Origin of the sequence: Bacillus sp. RC240 (genome assembly GCF_044907945.1) — a bacterium.
In the GTDB taxonomy this organism is placed as follows: domain Bacteria; phylum Bacillota; class Bacilli; order Bacillales; family Bacillaceae_G; genus Bacillus_A; species Bacillus_A mycoides.
This window is the reverse complement of record NZ_JBIYCT010000004.1, coordinates 101388-121993: the sequence shown is the minus strand read 5'-3', so window position 1 is coordinate 121993 and position 20606 is coordinate 101388. Positions and strand designations below refer to the sequence as shown.

Genomic DNA, 20606 nt, shown 5'->3' with positions numbered 1-20606 from the left:
TAATGTACTGTAAAGATTAAATTAAAAAATCTCTAATAAACTATTTATTTCTATAGATTTTTTCTATAGTTAGAAGAAAAAGGGGCCAACTTATAATGAATCTCTTAAAATTAGAAATTGTAGTGCTTATTAAGAAATATAAAAAGCTTACTATCGTTGCAGAAAAACTTGGCGTTAAACAACCTACTATTACGTTTCATATAAAAAGCTTAGAAGAAGAACTCGGTGTGTCTTTATTTGAATTACGTTCCGGAAGATATTTTTTAACAGCGGCTGGCGAGGCATTGCATCATTATGCTTGCAAAATAGATGCACTTATGAAAGAAGCTAGACGGGTCACACAAGAGTTTAAAGATTTTAATAAAGGCGCTATAACAATTGGTGCTAGTTATGTACCAGCGACTTATCTTTTACCAGAAGTTGTTCACCAATTTCAATGCGAATTTCCAAATATAAAAATAACACTCATAGTAAAAACAGCTCCTGAAATTCGAACGATGCTACAAAATCATGAAATTGATCTCGGGATAATTTCTGCGGCACCGTTTGACGAACCACTTCTAAAACAAATGAATGTAATGCCTGATACACTTGTTCTTGCCTTTTCCAAAGAACATCATCTTTCTAAAAGAACAAATGTATCATTACAAGATATCGAAAAAGAACGTATATTATTGCATCGTAACCCATCTACAACGAGAGATTTACTTACACAATGGACGTTAGCACATAACATTACATTCCAATCAGAAATTGAACTAGATTCATTAGAAACGATGAAACAAATTTTAAAATATGGTAATGGGGTTGCCTTTATTTCAAAACTTGCTATTGAGCAAGAAGTACAACGAAATGAGCTATGCTATATACCGATCCCTGATTTTGAATTTCAGCGTAATATTTATACCATTCATCATGAGGACAGATGGAATTCTAAAATAATTTCTTTTTTACTACATAGCATTACTTCTTTTGCAGAAAAAAATTAAAAGGCTGTCGTTATACACGACAGCCTTTTAAACTATAACTCTATTTGTTTTTCTTATCCTCAATTTTTGCTTGTGCCTCTTCAGCCTTATCTAATGCTTCTGAAACTTTTTTCTCTTTTTCTTTTACATCATCTATACTATCAACAGCTTTAATTAATTTATCGATTCCTTCTTCATTTACTTTTTTTCGTTTCGCTACTCTTTCATTTACTTTCTCTTCCACATCTTTTGCTTTTTGAAGCATATTCTCTGCATTTGATGTCACAGCTTTTTCAAGTGCATCATCTTTTTTCTTTTGTAACACTTCATTTGCAATATCTTTCGTTTCTGAATACTTACCATCTTTTAATGCTGTCGCACCGCGCTCCAATAACTGAGCGACTTCTTTATATGCCTTCGCTTCATTTCCTGATTTCTCTTTTTCCGCTTTTTCAAACCACATAATCGCATCACTATATTTTTCATTTTTCAATGATTGCATACCTGTTTCAATATACGTGTCATAATTACTACATCCAGCCATTACGACTAACAGAAAAAGCATAACAAAACTTAATTTTTTCATGATGTTTTCTCCTTTTCTTTGCCTGCTCACTATACTGTAACATACATGAAAAGGAGTTTCAAAAACTAAAATACTAATTTGGTCATTTTTATATTGTTAAAATTTATTTTTAAGCCGACACATCTACTTGTTTTTTCGCCATATGTTGCTTTACTCCAACTAATACAACTAACAATAAACCTCCGCCTATCGTCATCATAACAATGCTAGTTGGCAACATATCTAATAATAATCCATATACAATCATACCGAGTGGTGCGATTGCAGTAGCAATTGTTTCAAGTAGGCCAAACACACGCCCTAAATAGCTCGGATCTGTCGTTTTTTGCATATGTACTTGCATCGGAATATTTACAATCATAATTGAAATACCCGTTAACATCATAAAAGCAATATAGTAAATAAAACTTGCCACTTTGGGAATGGTAACTAACAACGGGAAGACTGTACATAAACTTAAACCCGCAAATAAAAACAATCCAGTATAAATAGAACGAAACGGATTATTCACTTCTTTACGCACTGATAAAGCAATCGCACCCATTAGCATCCCGACTGCTAACATTCCCTCTACAGTACCGAGTTGCTTTGAAGATAGATGCAATGTATGGACGATAATATATGGAAGTGCTACTGTTAGCCCACACGCAAAAAAGTTTACCCACAATGCTATTTTCATTAAACCATATATTTCATGCTGTCGTTTTACATATGAAAATCCTTCTTTTATACTCGTCAAGAAACGCTCTTTACTCTCAGCCACTTCTTTTTTGTACAAATCAAATACGATAAATAATTGCAAAATAACCGCTAAAAAGAACGTAACACTATTTAACAAAAAAAACGACTTAATTGAAAAGAAACCAAATACAACGCCACCAATAATCGGCCCTAAAATATTTGATAAAGAAGCTGCCGTTTGATTTAAAGCACTCGCTTTTTGAATACGCCCCGCATCTACTAAATTAGGAATAGACGAAGTTAATGCAACAGAATAAAAACTTGCACAAATTGATAATAATGCCGCTGAAATATAGATAACAAGAAGTGACGGTCCAAATATAGTAGCAAGAATAAACATAATAAGCATCGTTAAACTACTTAATAAATCCGTGCCAATGACAAGCCATTTTCGATTCACACGATCAGCTACAGCACCTGCAATCGGACCACAGATCATCCTTGGTAGTGATCCGCAAACGAGCGTAATAGCAAACCCCATCCCTGAACCAGTTGTCTTTAATACGTATAACCCCATTGCGAATGTATAAATACCTGCCCCTAATAAAGACGTCATCTTTCCAATCATCATCAAAATAATATTTCTCGTTGCAACTTTCATCCTTGTATCATGTTGTCCTATACTTATATCTCCCATAATGACTCTCTCCCCTTAAAAGTTAAATTGTGTTAAACTTATTATATAATCAACTTTCCAATTTTCACAACAAAAAGTTTAATTGTATTTAACTTTTTGATTATAAAGGAGCATATGATGGCTACTCTCGGCGAGAAAATTAAAACGTTACGAAAAGAAAAAAAGCTTACTCAAACTGAATTAGCAGGTTCAGAACTGACAAAAAGTATGCTAAGTCAAATTGAAAATGGAAAAGCTACACCTTCCATGAAAGCATTACAATATATCGCTAATAAACTTGGATGTGAAATTAGTTTTTTACTAGAAGAAGATGATGGAGAAATTGTAGAACTCATTCAAAAAATGGAGGAACTAATAAAGACAAATAAATGCGATGAAGTATATGATACTTTACTACCTATCGTTCAAAAAGAGCTACCTTCTACTTTAAATACGGCTCGTATATATAAACAGTTCATAACTGGAGCAGCTATTATGAACGATTATAATATTGAATATTACGTCGAAACCGCTATTTCTATATTTGAAAAATATACTTTATATCGAGAAAGCACTGAAACGAAACTACTGTTTTACTATATGCTCTTCAAACGTAAAAAATATAAAGAATGTTTACAGATGATTACCATTATTCGTGATGAATATAAAACGAAGAATTTAGAAATGGATCTTATTACGCATATACAGTTATACTTAAAAGAAGCAATTATTTTACTCGCATATGGCAATTATGAAAAATGTGAAAGAGTCATCTTAGATGCACTTGCCTTTTCCAAAAAACATCAAGTGTATTATAAAACAGATGATTTTTATCGTATTTTATCTTATCAAAAAATCATTACGGCGGATAAAGAAAGATATTTATATTACATAAAAAAATCTGAGCAATTTGCCATTTTTACAGAAGATACTTTATCCGCTGCAAATATAGATATATTAAAAGCTTATTACTACAATACAATTACGAATGAATATACAATCGCATTAGAACATTTAGAACAATTTCGAGAAAAACTAAAAGATGAACCAATTTTTCAAGACGATGGATTGTATTATCTTGAAAAAGGAAAATATTTGTATGGTTTAAAACGTTACGAGGAAGCTTTAGAAGTATTAGAGCGTGCTATCATACCGGATTATATGAGTCATCCACTTGATCAATCGTGGTTATTAACAGCTGGATCTTATCGTGCTCTTTGCTATATAGAACTTCAAGATAAAAAATCTGCTCTGAAAGAAGCAAAAGAAGCAGTTCAAGCGATAGATGACTATCCTGATTCCATCTTCTCTTCATTTATTAAAGAAACATTACAAATAATACAAAAACTTTAAAAATGTCTCGAAATGGTATATTATTCCTCCTTTTTTGCAAAGATAATAATGATGGGAGGAATATAAATGAATATACAACGCGCAAAAGAGCTTTCCGAGTCATCTGAAGAAGCCAATGTCAGTTTTCAAGGCATGCCTGTTATGATTCAACACGTTGACGAAAGCAACGAAACCGCCCGCATATATGAAGTAACAAATCCAAAACGCGAATTAACTGTTCCAGTTAATAGCTTAGAGGAAATATAAAAAATGCCACTTCTTTTTTTGAAGTGGCATTTTTCTTTTATTATATATTTCATCACTAGTTTTTCCTTTTTAGTAAACCATACAGCCCAATACAAATTACAATTAGACCTACTATGCCAAAAGCCAGTTTCTCAAATGAATCTCTTGTTTCATGACTCCTAACTTCTACTATACTTTTGTTTTGTCGTTCAATTTCATTTTGGTCTGTTTCTACTCGCTCTCCATATACTAACAATCGATATTTACTAGATGTATATGGTTCACATGTAAGTAATGTAACTCTATCTTGTCCTTTTATTACACTCAATTTATCAACTTGATTTGGATTAATTATCTCACGCCCAATTACTTTATAAACAAGTTGTTTCCCTAGTACACTGACATAAAATGTGTCGCCATCAGCTAATCGATCCAGGTGGCGAAACATCATTGCGCCGTGATATCCACGATGTCCTGCTAATACAGCGTGCGTATCTTGTCCACCGATTGGTAAAGAAGTCCCTTCAATTTGTCCGACTCCTTTACTCAAGTTATCTTGACTTGCTCCTAAGTATAATGGTAACTCTTCATCTATTTTCGGAATTGTAATTGTACCAAATACTTCATCTTTATTTATAAAATCTAACTGTTTGTTATTTACTTTTATATCATGAACAAATGGATCATTCATTTTAAAAGTAGTTCTACCTAATAAGCTATTATATGCTTCCATCCTACGAAATTTCTCATTAACATCTTCTACTTTTAAATTAGCAACCATTTTCTCATAACTTATTACTCTTGTTTTATATACATAATTGTTTATATAATTAGCAACCGTTGGGTATATAAATAATGAAAGCCCTACGAGGAACAATAATAAACTTATAAATCCCCTTCTCACACACTCACCACTCAATACATACTATTTTCGTTTTTTTAAATAAATCATTAGAAGGACGACACAAATAATAACAATAGGAAAAACGATCATCCAATCTTCTAAAATGAAAGGTTTTGTAATCATTTCTTTTGCTCCAGCATCATATGGAACCCGGTGTCCTCTCACTAGTAACCTGTGCGTGTTCACTCCATAAGGGGTACACGTAATTAATGTTGCATAATCTTCTCTTTGTACAACTAATAAATCTCCTGTTTCATTTGGTAATACAACTTTTATTTGATCTACCTGATAGGCAAGTACTTTATCTAATGAATGAATATAAAATATATCGTCCTTTTCAACTTTATCTAAATGAGTAAACATTAGTGCTGAAGGTAAACCACGATGCCCCGTTAAAACTGTATGCGTATTTTCTCCCCCTACTGGTAATGAAGATTCGTTCAGTTGTCCAACTCCGCGGGTTAGTACGTCTTCAGTCGTCCCTTGATAAATCGGAAGATTCACATCAATTTTTGGAATTTCTACATATCCCATAACATCACCGATATTTAACATATCTATATGCGAACTTTTGTTCTCATCACTATTTTCATGAAATGGGTCCGAAAATGTTTGCATCGTACTTTGAACTTTTTCATTATATTCCCGTGCTTCTTTCTCCTTACGTTCAATTTCTTCTTTTTGTAAATTACTTACTGCTTCATCGTACGTACTTACTTCCGAATAGTGCGTTCTCGTTGCAAACCAATTACTTGCAATCGGATATAAAAATATACTTAAACCTAGCAAAAATATACTTCCAAAAATAATATTTTTTTTCATAACAGCCTCTTTCGCTACGGATAAAATGTGGAAAAGAGGAAAGCAATATGCCTTTCCTCTTTTCCAAACTCAATTATTATAAAAATATTAATTAAGAATTCTTCACAGGTTTCTTTCTAAAGAAAATAAACGCCGCTGTCACCATTAATAACAAACCAACTACTGTGAATAAAACTGTTCCTATACCACCTGTTTGTGGGATAATCCAGCCGCTTTTATTGTTCTCTACTTGTAGCTCTATTTTTTGATGTTTTTCATCAATCTTAATCTCAATCGGATCTCTTAATTTTTGATATTGCTCTACTGCGCCATCTTCATCTATATACTTTGGTGCTTCTGTTTCATCAATTTGGTATTCACCGTACGGGATTTCATTCCATGTAATAATACCATCTGCATCAGTGATATCATCCATTTTCTTTTTGTTTACTACTACAATATTTCCCTTTTTATCTCGTAATTCGAATCTTGCACCTTCTAATTTCAGAGACTTATTCTTACCATCAATTTTTTCGATTTTTATATTTCCCATTGTTGGTGTAACCACTACTTCGTTTGATGGTTTTCCATCTTTTTCTGATGAAACATCATCTTTGTTTACAAAATCAAGTACTGCTTTGTTCGGAATTTCCACTCCAGATTGAACATCCCCTTTAATTTTTGCAGTAATTTGCAAGTGTAATTCTTTCCCTGTTACTTTCGAAAAATCTTCCACTGAAGCAATAACCTTTTGTCCAGCAACAATTACATTTACAATACTCTCATCAACTTTTTTACCATCAATCATTACAATTGGTGTTCCAACAACCTCTAAACGATCATCTAAAACATCGGTTACAACATAATTTTGATACGTTTGAATATCCTCAGGAAGCAATATTTTAATATCATACGTATACTCTGTTTCACGATTTATTCCCGCGTTTTTCGAATTGTCGTTAATCGTTTTTTCAATTGTAGGCTCTTTATAGTTTTTTACATCTTTTTCTAACTTAACTAGTTTACCAGTTTCTTTAATAGAAAAAGGATATTCTTCTTTACTTGTTAAATAACCTTCTGGAGCCTTCTCCTCTATAAAATAATAGTTTCCATACTCTAATGACTCCACATGAATCTTACCATCTGATCCTGATACTAGTGGATGTGGTGTTTTTACTTGCGTTTTTGTGCCATCTTCATTTTTTTTGAATAAATGGAATTCCGCACCTGGTAACACCCTGCCCTCTTCACCTTTTTTTATTAATTCTACTGAACCACGTTTCGTTTCATTCTTTGGATAAATATGAACATCGTAGTTTAAATCTTTACCATCTGCACTTGTCATTGGAATATCAACAATAAAAGTACTCTTATCTAATTCAATATGGTCTGGACCTTTAACAGCTTTTACTTCATAACGTCCTAATGGAAGATTATTAAAGACTGCCATTCCATTTGTATCTGTTATTTTTGTAATAACGCTATCCGTTACTTTATTAATATTTTCTGTTACTACTTTTCCATCAGAAGTTTGTTCAAATGATGCAATACGTTTAATTTCAAATGTTACATCCTTTAAAGGCTTTGCCCCCTCTGGAACGCTTTGTCCTTCTTTGCCATTGCCCTCTACACCAGGCTTCGCATCCTTACCTTGCTCATACTTATGAATCGTTAAAGTACCTGTATTTTTTGATTCAGCACTAACCGTCATATTCATTAATGTCGAAAAAGCTAAAATACATATTAGAAATGTGCTAAAAATCTTTTTCATCAAATTCCACTCCCCTATTGTGTATACCATTTTTGCAAACTACTAATCTATTTCATAATCTTTCTTTTTCTAAAGAAGAAGAAAGATGTAATGAACATCAATATTCCACCAATTACATAAAAAATAATTGTTCCTATACCACCCGTTTCCGGGATAATCCATTCATTTTTATGATTTTCTATCTTTATTTTCTGTGCAGTTGTTTCTTGCGTCACATTAATTTCAATTGGCTCTTTCAAAAGCATGTATCCGTTTGGTGCTTGTACTTCTTTCAGCGTATATTTCCCTACTAATAATGCATTAGAAATCGCTATACCATCTTTATTCGTTGTTAATTCAGACTCTACAGTTCCAGCTTGATTTATCACTTGAAATACTGCACCTTCTAATTTGAGATTTTCATCCTTCGCATCTACTTTCTCAATCTCAATTTTCCCAAAAGATGGTGGTATGATAAATGCTTCATTCGATACAATTTTCTTTTGATCAAATAGTAACTCCGCTTTATTTCGTATACCACCCTTTGCAGTATAAGCTTCTAAAGCTTCCACACCTTTACTTACATCCAACTTTGATTTAATGTGCATCGTATATGCTTGATCAACTAGATACTCGTAACTACCTTCTCGCTTCGGCAATTCGATTTTCACCTTTTTCGACTGCTCATCGATTTCTGGTATAACTTGTACCTCTTCACCATCTGCATTTACAAGTCTTACTTGTACTACTTTTAAAATATCTTCTAAATCATCTTGTAATATTATTTCTTCAACATTTGCTACGTCATTTCCAAAATTATAGTTTACATGCCATGTAAACTCTTCATTCTCACTTTGCAATGTTGCCTTTTCTACCTCTGTTTCATCTGCATCAGAAACTGTCTTTATAACCTTTGGTTCCTCCGCTTCCACTTTCGTTTTTACAGTTGGCTTTTCTGGTGGTAAATCTTCACCATCTGGTGTTTTCCCTTCCACAATCGCTATATTTTCTATTTCTTTTGTTTTTAGCGATTCCTTTGTAACTTTCACCTTGAAAGTTACAATTCGTTCTTCTGTATCAAGTACATCACCAAAGTTTACTTTAACTGTATTGTCCTCATATGATCCTGCATCTTCATCCACATCATCAGTCAATGAATTACCGTTCATTTTCAAACTACCTGCTATATACTCCACTCCGCTAGGAAGCTTATCAACAATGCGAACATCTTTTATGAGTCCATTTTCAACTTTATTTTGAAGTTTAATTTTATATTCAAGTTCATCATCTACGTGTACTTTTCCATCTACCCCACCAGTTACTTCTTTCTTTGATTCTAGTTGTCCATACAACCGATCAACCAATGTTTCGACTTCTGGCTTCTCTTGATCTGGTACACTAATAGATTCAACAACTGCTATATTTTTTATTTTCTTATTTGCCATTTCTTGTTTTATAACTACTTCAAACGTAATAACCTTCTCTTCTTCACCTTTAAGGTCACCGAGATGAGCAAATATCGTTCCATCTTTTATATGTGCCTGATCATCATCTTCTACATCCGTTTGTTCCTTTTCGTCTATCTTGATCGTATTCGGAACATATTCTACACCTTCAGGAAGTTTATCTGTAATTTTCACAGATTGTAAGGTAGAATTTTGCACAGTATTTTTAGCTTTAACAGTATACTCTAGTTTCTCTCCTACTTTAAGAGTTCCACCATTTATATCTCTAGCTAATTTTTCTACTGCCAATTTGCCTTTCTGCTCTATATCACGGTTTCGTTCTGGTTTGACTTTCACGATTACTTTATTAGAATCATTCGCTTCAATACGACTCCCTGTTAACTCATCAATCCCTTGAACAACAGCCGTATTAGGAATTTCACTTTCTATTTTTTCTCCCTTTAATTTCGCTTTAAATTCAACAATTGTTTCAGGCGTTTTATCAGTATAAATTCCGCCTTTTGTGGCATTAGCACCTTCACCAATTCTTATTGTTAATTTTCTTGTCTTTACATCATAATCAACTTGATCATCCATCACTAACTCTGTTTGATCCCCCACGTTCGGGCCAGAAATAATCTTCACTGATCCAGGTATAAACTGTAAACGACGGTCTAAAACATCTTCAATTTTTGTATCAATTGAAGTTGAATTCGGCTCAACATTTTTTACATGTAAACGATATATAACCTCATCATCGGATTCATACTTTTCTTTCGGATTTAATACTTCCTTATTAATGACAAGCTCTGGCGCTGTTGCATTTACTGCAAAAGCTAGTGTATTTAATACATAATCATCACCAGATGTAGCAGCTTTTAATCGTATTTCTTTTTGTTCTGGTTTAATATATCCTGCTGGTAGCCTAATTAAATCTGCATCAATTCCTAAATTATTTTTATAATCTGGAGCAAAAGTACCTGGATACTTATCTCGCATATGCTCCTCATATTCAGAAACAGTCGAATTGAATATATTACCAGTTGGATTTAATTTATCCGTAACTTCTTTCCATGCATTATCTGTATGCACAAACAGTTTATCACCTTGCCAATATCTATCTCCTTGAACAGCGAAAACAGAAACTTTCGGATCTAGATCCCCAGCTTTTGAAGCGACAAAATTTTTCACTGTGAATTCTTTTTCACCAGAACCAGTTGCTCTTTTTAATCCACCATCATACACAGTAAACGCTTTTCTTGTTTTTGACTTATCCTTTGTGATAACTAACATGTACCATCCAGCAAAAGAATAGTATCCAGAATTATATGCAAGCTTTGTATTCGGATAAGGTATATTTGCTACAGTATAGCTTCCTCCTTTTGAATTAGAAGAATTTAAAAGCTCTGTAACATCTGCATAGTTAGAAAAATAAGTACCATCAATACCGAAACCATAAAGTAAGCCACCTCCGTAATACGTATTACTTGGTGATACTTGAAAGCTCTTCCCTACAGGAGTGGTCAACTTAACTGGTGCTACATACTGCTGTTGTGTTAATTTGTAACGTGTTGAACTCCAATATAATCCAGCCCACTCAATTTCAGCATCCTCCGGAACAGGAATATATGCCTTAGATGAATTTGTAGTCGTTGGGTCATCATCCACATCAATTAGTTCCCGTGTATAACCATTCGGTGTTGTCCCATAAATATATGTTATATCCGAATACAATGCCGTTTTCTTCTGAGCTTCAGTGGCTTTAATACCTAAATTCACATTACCGGTAGAATACATATCACCTTTATGAATAGATTGATAAGTTGGCGTATCAAAACCTTCTTCCTCTGTGATTTCTGCCTTTACCTCATCAATTGGACTCAAAAACTGTAACTGCGATAATAGTAAAAATAAACTCATAACAACTGCAAATGTATTTAATATTTTTCTATTTCCTTTCATCCTATTGTGCAAAGAGTTTACCTCCTTAATTACAGTTTTTTAGTATATTATTCGAATATACCTTATATGTATTATTCTAATATAAATCCTGCTATTTGTTAACAAAATATGTGATAAATTACTAATTTATACATTTTTATATAGAGATTTTTAGATTTATTAATCGTTAAATTCCGAATATAAAATAGAAACTTCATACCTTTTCTCTCATTTATGATGTTCTATATTACGGAAAGAAGTGCCATTGTCCGATTTCAAAAAACTACTTACAATTGACCAAATTATACAAGTAATAATGAGGGAACGTAATATTCAAAAGAAGAAAGCGCAAGTATGCTGGATTAAAATTTACATCCTAAAAAGAAAAGAAGCCCCATGCTTCTTTTTATTACGTGCTAAAATAATTATTAAAGGGGGAAATTACATGGGAAATGCTCCACAAAAAACGAATCATTATTATGCAGTTATATTCACTTCAAATCTATCCAATGATACAACAGACTATAGTACCGTTGCTGAAAAAATGGAAGACCTTGCGAAACAGCAACCTGGATTTTTAGGTGTCGAAAGTGCACGTGATAATTCGGGACTCGGAATTACAATTTCTTATTGGGAGTCACTTGAAGCAATTGAAAATTGGAAAAGGAACGCCTTACATAAAGAAGCGAAAAAAAGAGGCCGTGAGCAATGGTATGAAAATTTCCACCTGCGCATCTGCCTTGTTGAGAAAGAATATAAGTTCCAGAGAGAAATCTTGTAAAGGAGTTTCATATGCCAATAACATTACTATTACTCATATTCATAATAATTCCCTTCATTTCAGCATTAGCTCTCATTTTTATGACGGTTAAAAAAGGAACTTTTCTAAACCGACCACACTTACAATCATTCATCGTATGCACTCTATTCTTTGCGAATTGGATATTATATTTAACAAATTTTTATTCATTACTACCTGAGAAAGTTAGTCAATTTATATTCCTACCCATTTGGTTTTTCCTTTGCGTTTTAGGTTTAATCGTTTTCACACGCGAATGGAAAAACAATCGTGTTTTTTCCATATCTATCGGTTTTCTTTCTTTTATCCCGCATTAACGGGCAGTAAAACTCCCACCTCAAAATTCGGCTGAAGCAAAGAAGTTAGGTGAGAGATTAACTGCCTGTAAACGCCCGATTGGTTCAGCTAATAATCAGTGGGGGATACCCCCCACTGATTAAAGTTTCACTTTATTAGTTTTCTATTTGGATTATTGTTGTTAGTTCTTTCAGGAATGTAAAAATAAAAGGAAGAAAAGCCCAACATCAACTTTTCTTCCTTCTATGTTTACCTTTAGATTTCACTGTCACTGATTCACAAGGTGTGTAATAAATTTGAGGTGTCGCCTTATCCACAAACATCATAAACGTAATAAAGCCGATAATAAAAAAAATAAACAACGTTAACAATATTGCTCCTATCGTTAAAAGTATCATAACACCACCCCTATATATTTCATGTTATTACACCTTTCGCTATTATATGAGCTGAATCCTTTTTAGAAAAATAAACGTAACAAAATAATTACAATGACTCCTGTTAATACTGTTCCTAATAAACTACGAGTATATATCGCTACGAAGAATGTTGGGATTGCCGCAATGATATAATCCCACTGCACTGTCTCATGCATAAATAATACTTGTGCTAAAAGTGCTGCTAATATCGCAATTGGTATGTAATTTAACCATTTTAAACCCCAGTCTGGAATTTGTAGTTTACTAAATACGAGAAGAGGTAAAATACGTGGTACGAGTGTGACAGCTCCTGCTGCTAGTAAAAGGAATAATACGTCCAATCTTACTTCCATTTTTCAATCACCACCCCGATTGTCGCAGCTAAAAGTGTTGCGATAATAACTGCTATACTATCTGGCATAAATAAGTGTGAAACGTATGCGATAATAATCGCTACAATTGCAACACTTAGATGAATGGCTAGTTTCGGTTTACTACTTATTAGCTGAAGTACAAATAATCCGATAAACATCGCTGGTAACGCATAATCCATTCCGTACGTATGAGGATCTGGTATCCACTCTCCAAAAAGCCCTCCAAGAACTGTAGCTAAAATCCAATTTAAATATGCTGTTACATTAAGTCCCATCATCCATTTCTCGCCTAAATGGCCTTTTTGTGCTGCTTGTTGCACTGCAACGCCGAAAGTTTCATCTGTAATTTGCGAACCAATTATTAAATTTTTAAAAAGAGGTATCTTGGTGAAGTAAGGTGCGAGTGCAGCACTCATTAATAAGTGACGTAAATTAACAAAGAACACAGTAAAAATAATTGCCGAGGCTGGGGCACCCGCTGCATACATACCCGCTAATATAAACTGAGCAGAACCTGCGTAAATTAATGTGGACATAAAAGCAATTTCTATGATCGAGAAACCTGCTGTTTTCGCAATAACACCAGCCGCTATACCGATGCTCAAATATCCAAATACAGTTGGTAAACAATCCTTTACACCTTGCTGAAATGAATCATCGCTCTGCAGTGTCATATGTGCTTGAGCTTTATTCACCATTATCTCCCTCCATTTCTTCTATAGTACGTTTTCCTGTTACGACATGAACTAAATCTATGTTTTCACGCCATAATGTATCTAATTTATCAGCTCCAAACTCCTTCGTAATCTCTTCCACCATAATGTCGTGCCGAACATATTCTGTAGCGACGAGAACTAAAGCTGGATCGTACGTTGTAACGGCCCATGAAGTGCTATCATTTGAAAAGTTAGCAATTAATACTTCTTCCCCATCACGCGCGATAACAGTTAAATGACCACCCATTCTCTTTTCAACGACGTGAGGTGTCATATAATTATGGTGAAATGTCGCTCCTATTTTTGTTTCTGGAGCATCAAATAAAATTGAAAAAATATGTACGCCTTCCGCTTCCTTTTGATGAATGAATGGCTCAATCTCTTGCACTTGATCTTCCCATACAGAAATCCATAACTCTTCTTTTGCTCTATTAATTATATTGCATATTTCTTTCAAAACACGATCATTTGAGCGAATATGCGAAATTACATCAATTTGTCGCTCTTGTTCTAAACAATTTAATTTTCGGTTTAGAAATTCAAAGGACTTTTCAAAATCTTTTCGCATTCGATCCATTAATTCTGTAGCTGGCACTGGTACATATTTCACTGGTTCAGAAGGAACGATATGCACCGCTCCTTTATCCATCAACTTGCCAAGTACTTCATAAATCATCGAACGAGGTACGCCTGTTTGTTTACTAACTTCATAACCTGTTACTGGATAATGTTTTAATAGTCCAATATACGCTTTACATTCGTACTGGGAAAAACCTAACTTTTGTAACTCCTTTATTATTTCATCCATCGGTAACCCCTCACAATTTATATAGCTCTAATTTCAAAACTACGATTTCACTTTCCATTAGTAGTTATTGCTATACCTACTAATATAAAAAAGAAACCTCTACAAGTCAACTGATAATTCCGAATTTTTATTCGAAATAAAAAGCCTTCTTTTGAAAGGCTTTTTGTGCATAATGAATTATTTCAACTGTAGAGCATTTGATATATTACCCTCCAAATGCTCACGTAAGGTTGAACCTGTATACTCTTCTCTAAATACACCTGCTCTCACGAATAAAGGAATGACTTCACTAAAGAATAAATCCAATGATTTTGGAGGACCGCCTGGAATTGCAATAAATCCATCTAGTGCTCCTGCTTCAAACCTTTCCATAATTTGTTTGAAAACGTCTTGTGGTGTGCCAATAGCGACCCAATGAGCAGAACCAACAACTTCTGGTCGTTCTAGTATTTGCTCAACAGTTGGTTCATTTTTTATGATGAAATTCCGTAATAATTCGGCATGTGTTTTACTACGTACAGCTTGATTTCTACTTGGTAGCATATGTTCAGTAACCTTACTTTCTAATGGAAGCCCTCTAACGTCTAATCCGAGAACCATTTCGAGTAAAGCGTACCTCTTCTCTTTTGTAAGGTGTTGATGAGCTTGCCTGTGCATTTCTAGTGCTTCTTCATATGAATCACCAATAAAGAAATATAAACCTGGCAATACACGTATATCATCTTGCTTTCGGCCATGCTTTTCTGCTCTTCTTCTTAAATCTTGACGAAGTTCGATTCCTGATTCTACATCTGGCATTGCGGCAAAAATCGCATCCGCAACAGAAGCAGCGAAATTCCGGCCAGACTCTGAAGCACCAGCTTGAAATAAAGGCATTTCCCCAGAAATATGTTGCGGGATATTAAGTGGACCTTTCACCTCAAAATGCTCACTACGATGCTCAATTGGCTGTACCATTTCTCTAATTACATCTGCGTTGTCTTCTTTCAAAACTTCATAAGGATGACTCCTCCAAAGTTTTCTTACTAACTCTGTACATTCTGCCGCTTTCGCGTATCGTTCCTCAGATGGTGGCATCCCTGTCTCACCAAAGTTTTCAGCACCATCAATTGATGTGACAATGTTCCAACCTACTCGGCCGTTACTAATCCAATTTAAAGATTGTAGTTGCCTCGCTAGTATATATGGTGGATAAAATGATGTTGAAGCGGTCGTAACGACTCCAATCTTTTCTGTTGCATAAGCAATAGCAGTAAACAATAGTGTCGGATCTAAAATTACATTCCCCTTATTACGAGCAATTAAATCAGGATGTGCCACTAAATAATCCGCTTTAAAAACAAAATCTAACTTCGATTTTTCTGCTCGTTTCGCTAACTCTACTTGTTCATCAATTCCCGAATCAAATATACAATCTTCTTTCTTTCTAGAAATTAAACATAATCCAATGCAAAGTTGTTTCTTTGTAGACATACACACCATCCCCTTATTTTTAATTTACCTAGTTAAGCAATGTTGCTATCATTTTGAAATTCCATTCTTATGAAAAAGGATAAAATGATATTGATAATCATTATCATTTTATGATGTAACTGTAATAAAAGCAATAATAAAAAAGACTTCCGCTATGGGAAGTCTCTTATCTCAATATTTCATTCGCTTCTTTTTCATAAATTTTATCAAACGAAGTCATGATGCGCTGCGATGCTTGAATCATTTTTTGATTCGTCATAAGGTCAGCCATTTCTTTCGTCATATCCACATTTGAATTTTCTAGCATATGATTACGTACTGCCCCTGTTCCATTCGGTAAATCAGCAACGTTTCCTTCTGCTAGTGTAAAACTTTTATTTTCACGTTGTACGAGGCGAGCGTTCGTTTCTACGTCTACTGTTTTCGTTTGCAGACGGGCAATATTATTTTGTGTTGCTTCATCGTATAATGTACCGTCTGCTTGTACAGCTACCTTTGCTCCATCTGGAATACGAATACGTTCATTATTCTCACCCATTACGAAAGCACCAGATGCTGTTTGTAAATAACGATCACTATTTAATGTAAAACTACCGTCTCTCGTTAAAAATGTTTCATCATTTTTAGATGTAACGAAAAATGATGATGTGCCAGCCGCACCGTCGTCTAAAAAGAAATCTGTAGCACTATTTGTCATTTGTACATTTCCTTGTACTAAGTTCACATGCGTCGCAGCTGGTACGACAGCGTAATCGACCGAGCCGATATTTGTCGCCGATCCGTCTCCGCGGCGATAGGTGTCTTGCACATCAAATACTTTAGACGTCATGTTTTCTGCTTTAAATCCTGTCGTTTGGGCATTTGCGACGTTATTCGAATGAACATTAATATGCTGCATGTAATTCATCATACCCATAGAACCTATATAAAGACCGTTCATACTCGTTTGAATAAGGCAAGTGCCTTATTCTTCACCTCTTTTCTTACGATGTTTGTAACATTTGTTTTGCTAAATGTTCAGCTGTAGCGATATGTATATGTTGCTTCACGTCTTGTCCATCTGTCATTAATACAATTGGAGCTGATGATACAGCTGGAATTTTCAACAATTCACCGCTGCTCGCTGTTTCATCAAATTTCGTAAACACGATACCATCTATATGAATATCTTTAAAGTTCGTAATAATTTCAATCATGTCTTTACTTTTCATGGAAGCTGATAACGTTAAACAAATATAGTCTGGCTCTACTTGTCCCATCGTCTCAATCATCTCTTCAACTGTCTCTGACGTACGATAATTTTTACCGGCTGTATCTATTAATATATAATCGACGCGCGCTTCTTCTTTAAAATAACTGAGTGCCCTTGTCATAGCTGCTTCATCTCGCACAGCGATTACTTCTGACCCAATTGTTTTTACGTAATCTTGTAATTGCTGCACTGTTCCAATGCGAGAGTGGTCCGTCGTAATAAAACCAACTGTTTTTCTCTTAGCGTGAAACTGCCATGCCATTTTCGCAAGTGTCGTCGTTTTTCCAACGCCAGTTGGACCTATTAATGCAATCGTTTGTACTTCTTTTTCAAATACGTTTTCAGTATTGAAATGAGATCTCATATCTTCCAATATGTATCCGATGACTTCCTCTTCTGTAATCATCGTTGCATTCTCAAACTTCACTTTTAATTTTTCAGCATATGCATGAATGAAATATTGTTCCACATCGTTTTGTTCTAACATCCGAATTACTTTTTGAATAATAAATGGCACAGATTCCTGCTTTTCTTTTTTAACAACTACTTCTTCTTTCTTTACAGGAACAGCTTGTTTCACAGCAGGCTGTTTTTTCGTTACTTTCGTCGCCTCCGTATGTTTCACAACGACAATCCCTTTTTCAAACAGTTGTAATAGTTTCTCTTTTTTTCTTGCCCATTCTTCACTATTTCCTGTTTGCATCGCTGCGTACGGCATAGAAGTCGTTACGTTTTCTAAATTGTGCAGTACCCATTGAATTCCATTTGCCTTCACAACTTCTTCTGAAGGTTCATTTACAACATCCATTAATTGTTCATGAAATTGAGTTACGCCTTCGTTACTTTCTTCCTGTTTATCTTCAGGAAAAGCGACTAACATTTCATAATTCTTCTTCCAAAAAAACGGGATGTTTCGTTTTACACTTTCATCGACAACGTAATAATAATCTGTACCATATTGGTCAAATAACTTTCGATACAATTCATTTTTCGAAGCTGCTTTTATTCGCATTAACGCTTCTTTTTTTTCTGTACTTTCCATTACTTCACCCCCTACTATTCAATATAAGCAATTTGATCTACAACAATTTCTGGTGCTAATTCACTAATACATAATACTTTAGCTTCTATTTGATAACGTTCAAGAAGTCTCACAATCGCAAACCTGAAATCTTTTCTGCGTGTTAATAATACTGGCTCTCTTCCCATTAAACGAGCTTGTTTGAAAACGCGCTGTACTTGCTCTACTACTCGCGTTTCTAAATCTAAATCCCAGTTTAATAAATAACCTTGGTATGAATTATTAACAACATCCGCATCTAACTCGATTGAATCAGCGAAAAGCGCTGCATAAATTTTCCCATCAGGATTTTTCGCACTCTCACAAATAACTTTTGAAATACATTCACGAACAAATGCAGTGACACCATCAACATGGTTTTGATAAATTTCTTTCCCGTCAATAATACCTTCAATAATTGTTGGTAAATCACGAATTGAAATTCCTTCTTTCAGAAGTTGTTTAATAACATTTTGCACGAGTGATAAATCGATTTCTTTCTTCTTAATTTCTTCTAATAAAACGCCATTATCAGTTTCAAGTGAGTTAATCAAGTCTTTCACATGTTGACGCTGAATTAACTCATGAAGATTACGTCTAACGACAACATCTAAATGCGTAATTAATATGCTGAGCGGCTCTAACACTTGATAGCCTTTCATTTGTGCATCTTGTACCATATGCTCCAAAATCCAATATCCATCTTCACCAAAAATTGGATCTTTCGCCGGCTCTGCATCTAAATCAGCCATTACATTCGGTGTTTTCAGTGCTAATAAATAACCTGATTTTAAAACACCTTCAGCCGCCTTCGCACCTTTAATACGAATAATGTAACGTCCGCGTGGTCTAAAGCTCGTATTATCTTTAAAGTTAATTCCAGGAACGTTAATACCAAGGTCAGTAATAATCGACTTCCTCATAAGAACAACTTTATCACGAGCTGTTTCCCCGTTAATCTTCTGCTTTACAAGTGCCGCTAAATCTAAACCGAGCTCTACGATAATTGGATATTTATCTGTAAAGACGCCGAATGAATCTTCCACTTGTTGCAGTTGCTCTTCATCGCCTTGAATCATTTCTAATTCTTTTTGAAGCTCGTCTTCTTTTTCTTTCTTTATTCGCTTTTTATTACGAACTCCTAAGAAAACAATCGTGCCTCCAACGAGAGCAAAGGGTAGAAATGGTAACGGTGTAAAAACACCCATTGCGATAAATAAACCACCGAGTGCATATACAACAACTTCATGCGCTAATAACTCTTTAAAGATTCCTTCAGTTACTGTATCAGATGAACCGTCAAATACTCGCGTTACGATAATACCTGTTGAAATCGCAAGCATTAACGAACCGATTTGGTTTACAATTCCGTCACCGACAGTTAACTGTGTATAGTGAATAGCCGCATCTGCAAAGCTCATTCCTTGCTGCATCATACCGACAATTAAACCGAAAATAATGTTTACGAATAAAATGACAATCCCGAAAATAACGTCCCCTTTAATGAACTTTCCGGCACCATCCATCGCTCCGTAAAACTCTGTTTCCATATTTAATTTTTTTCGTTTTGCCTGTGCATCTTTTTCTGTAATAAGACGCTGATTCAAGTCAGCATCGATAGACATTTGTTTCCCTGGTAAAGAATCAAGTGTAAAACGAGCTGCTACTTCAGCTGTACGAGACGCACCGTTTGCAACGATAAACTGGAATATGATTAATACTATAAAAATAACGATACCAATTAATAAGTTCCCGCCAATTACGAACTGGCCAAACTCTTCAATAACATGACCCGCATTTCCGTCTGTTAAAATCGCTCGCGTCGTCGAAACGTTAATCGATACGCGGAAAATCCCGATTAATAACAACATCGTCGGAAATGACTTTAATTCATCCCACTCGTTAATACTTGTAGCTCGCATATAAATAAGCACTGACATACTTAGTAGAAAAACGATAACGATATCAAGTATAAATGGCGGAAGTGGAATTAAGAGCGCCACAACGAATGACGCTGCTAAAAAGATAGAAAAATAGGTTCTTGCAGAATCCATCTTAAACAAAGAGATCCCCTCCAA

General features: G+C 34.6%; 19 protein-coding genes. 5 read left to right on the top strand and 14 right to left on the bottom strand.

The features are described from left to right. Nucleotides 1–95 precede the first annotated feature (95 nt). Nucleotides 96–989: a LysR substrate-binding domain-containing protein gene (locus tag ABH955_RS15750; RefSeq protein ID WP_404491331.1), complete on the top strand. Its 894-nt coding sequence runs from the start codon at nucleotides 96–98 to the stop codon at nucleotides 987–989. Between the two features lie 40 nt (nucleotides 990–1029). Here the strand turns inward: ABH955_RS15750 and ABH955_RS15745 are convergent, their stop codons facing one another. Together ABH955_RS15745 and ABH955_RS15740 are read right to left on the bottom strand one after the other, a co-directional pair. After that, nucleotides 1030–1554, bottom strand: coding sequence for a COG3014 family protein (locus ABH955_RS15745; RefSeq protein ID WP_404491329.1), 525 nt, complete (start codon nucleotides 1552–1554; stop codon nucleotides 1030–1032). Nucleotides 1555–1663: 109 nt separating this feature from the next. Then, nucleotides 1664–2932: an MFS transporter gene (locus ABH955_RS15740; RefSeq protein WP_404456130.1), complete on the bottom strand. Its 1269-nt coding sequence runs from the start codon at nucleotides 2930–2932 to the stop codon at nucleotides 1664–1666. A gap of 117 nt (nucleotides 2933–3049) precedes the next feature. Here ABH955_RS15740 and ABH955_RS15735 point away from each other — a divergent pair, with 117 nt between their 5' ends. Together ABH955_RS15735 and ABH955_RS15730 are read left to right on the top strand one after the other, a co-directional pair. Continuing rightward, nucleotides 3050–4264 carry a helix-turn-helix domain-containing protein gene (locus ABH955_RS15735; protein WP_404491328.1) on the top strand — a complete coding sequence of 405 codons (1215 nt, stop codon included), beginning with the start codon at nucleotides 3050–3052 and terminating at the stop codon, nucleotides 4262–4264. 66 nt (nucleotides 4265–4330) lie between these two features. Next, on the top strand, nucleotides 4331–4510 hold the full coding sequence (locus ABH955_RS15730) for an H-type small acid-soluble spore protein (RefSeq protein ID WP_001025736.1): 180 nt from the start codon (nucleotides 4331–4333) through the stop codon (nucleotides 4508–4510). Nucleotides 4511–4565: 55 nt separating this feature from the next. On the opposite strand, the gene ABH955_RS15725 is transcribed toward ABH955_RS15730, so the two are convergent. The 4 genes from ABH955_RS15725 to ABH955_RS15710 all read right to left on the bottom strand — a co-directional run bounded on the left by ABH955_RS15725 (nucleotide 4566) and on the right by ABH955_RS15710 (nucleotide 11351). Continuing rightward, the gene (locus ABH955_RS15725; protein ID WP_113938040.1) at nucleotides 4566–5393 is read right to left on the bottom strand and encodes a class C sortase; all 828 of its coding nucleotides are present in this window, start codon (nucleotides 5391–5393) and stop codon (nucleotides 4566–4568) included. Nucleotides 5394–5414: 21 nt separating this feature from the next. Then, entirely contained in the window at nucleotides 5415–6215 is an 801-nt protein-coding gene (locus tag ABH955_RS15720; RefSeq protein ID WP_404456125.1) for a class C sortase, read from the bottom strand. A 91-nt stretch (nucleotides 6216–6306) separates the two neighbouring features. Then, nucleotides 6307–7965, bottom strand: a complete 1659-nt coding sequence (locus ABH955_RS15715) for a SpaA isopeptide-forming pilin-related protein (protein WP_404491326.1) — start codon at nucleotides 7963–7965, stop codon at nucleotides 6307–6309. Nucleotides 7966–8012: 47 nt separating this feature from the next. Then, nucleotides 8013–11351 carry an isopeptide-forming domain-containing fimbrial protein gene (locus ABH955_RS15710; RefSeq protein WP_404491397.1) on the bottom strand — a complete coding sequence of 1113 codons (3339 nt, stop codon included), beginning with the start codon at nucleotides 11349–11351 and terminating at the stop codon, nucleotides 8013–8015. A 424-nt stretch (nucleotides 11352–11775) separates the two neighbouring features. Between ABH955_RS15710 and ABH955_RS15705 the strand changes: the two genes are divergently transcribed. Both ABH955_RS15705 and ABH955_RS15700 read left to right on the top strand, forming a co-directional pair. Next, a complete protein-coding gene (locus tag ABH955_RS15705) occupies nucleotides 11776–12111 on the top strand; it encodes an antibiotic biosynthesis monooxygenase family protein (protein WP_061675770.1) in 336 nt (111 codons plus the stop codon). A gap of 11 nt (nucleotides 12112–12122) precedes the next feature. Further along, entirely contained in the window at nucleotides 12123–12446 is a 324-nt protein-coding gene (locus tag ABH955_RS15700; protein ID WP_404491324.1) for a hypothetical protein, read from the top strand. A gap of 207 nt (nucleotides 12447–12653) precedes the next feature. Here ABH955_RS15700 and ABH955_RS15695 read toward each other — a convergent pair whose 3' ends face one another. From ABH955_RS15695 to flhA, 8 genes are all read right to left on the bottom strand, one after another. Further along, entirely contained in the window at nucleotides 12654–12824 is a 171-nt protein-coding gene (locus ABH955_RS15695; protein WP_016088508.1) for a DUF3951 domain-containing protein, read from the bottom strand. Nucleotides 12825–12886: 62 nt separating this feature from the next. After that, nucleotides 12887–13198, bottom strand: coding sequence for an AzlD domain-containing protein (locus ABH955_RS15690; RefSeq protein ID WP_002086437.1), 312 nt, complete (start codon nucleotides 13196–13198; stop codon nucleotides 12887–12889). Continuing rightward, entirely contained in the window at nucleotides 13189–13917 is a 729-nt protein-coding gene (locus ABH955_RS15685; RefSeq protein WP_002126646.1) for an AzlC family ABC transporter permease, read from the bottom strand. Before ABH955_RS15685 ends, ABH955_RS15690 begins: the two co-directional genes overlap by 10 nt. Continuing rightward, the gene (locus ABH955_RS15680; RefSeq protein ID WP_404456117.1) at nucleotides 13907–14743 is read right to left on the bottom strand and encodes a TrmB family transcriptional regulator; all 837 of its coding nucleotides are present in this window, start codon (nucleotides 14741–14743) and stop codon (nucleotides 13907–13909) included. Before ABH955_RS15680 ends, ABH955_RS15685 begins: the two co-directional genes overlap by 11 nt. Nucleotides 14744–14920: 177 nt before the next feature. After that, nucleotides 14921–16216: an NtaA/DmoA family FMN-dependent monooxygenase gene (locus tag ABH955_RS15675; RefSeq protein WP_404491322.1), complete on the bottom strand. Its 1296-nt coding sequence runs from the start codon at nucleotides 16214–16216 to the stop codon at nucleotides 14921–14923. A gap of 166 nt (nucleotides 16217–16382) precedes the next feature. Further along, entirely contained in the window at nucleotides 16383–17156 is a 774-nt protein-coding gene (locus tag ABH955_RS15670; RefSeq protein ID WP_404491320.1) for a flagellar basal-body rod protein FlgG, read from the bottom strand. A gap of 43 nt (nucleotides 17157–17199) precedes the next feature. Continuing rightward, nucleotides 17200–18510, bottom strand: coding sequence for a flagellar biosynthesis GTPase FlhF (gene flhF, locus ABH955_RS15665; RefSeq protein WP_404456110.1), 1311 nt, complete (start codon nucleotides 18508–18510; stop codon nucleotides 17200–17202). A 14-nt stretch (nucleotides 18511–18524) separates the two neighbouring features. Continuing rightward, on the bottom strand, nucleotides 18525–20591 hold the full coding sequence (flhA, locus tag ABH955_RS15660; protein ID WP_002189082.1) for a flagellar biosynthesis protein FlhA: 2067 nt from the start codon (nucleotides 20589–20591) through the stop codon (nucleotides 18525–18527). Nucleotides 20592–20606 lie beyond the last annotated feature (15 nt).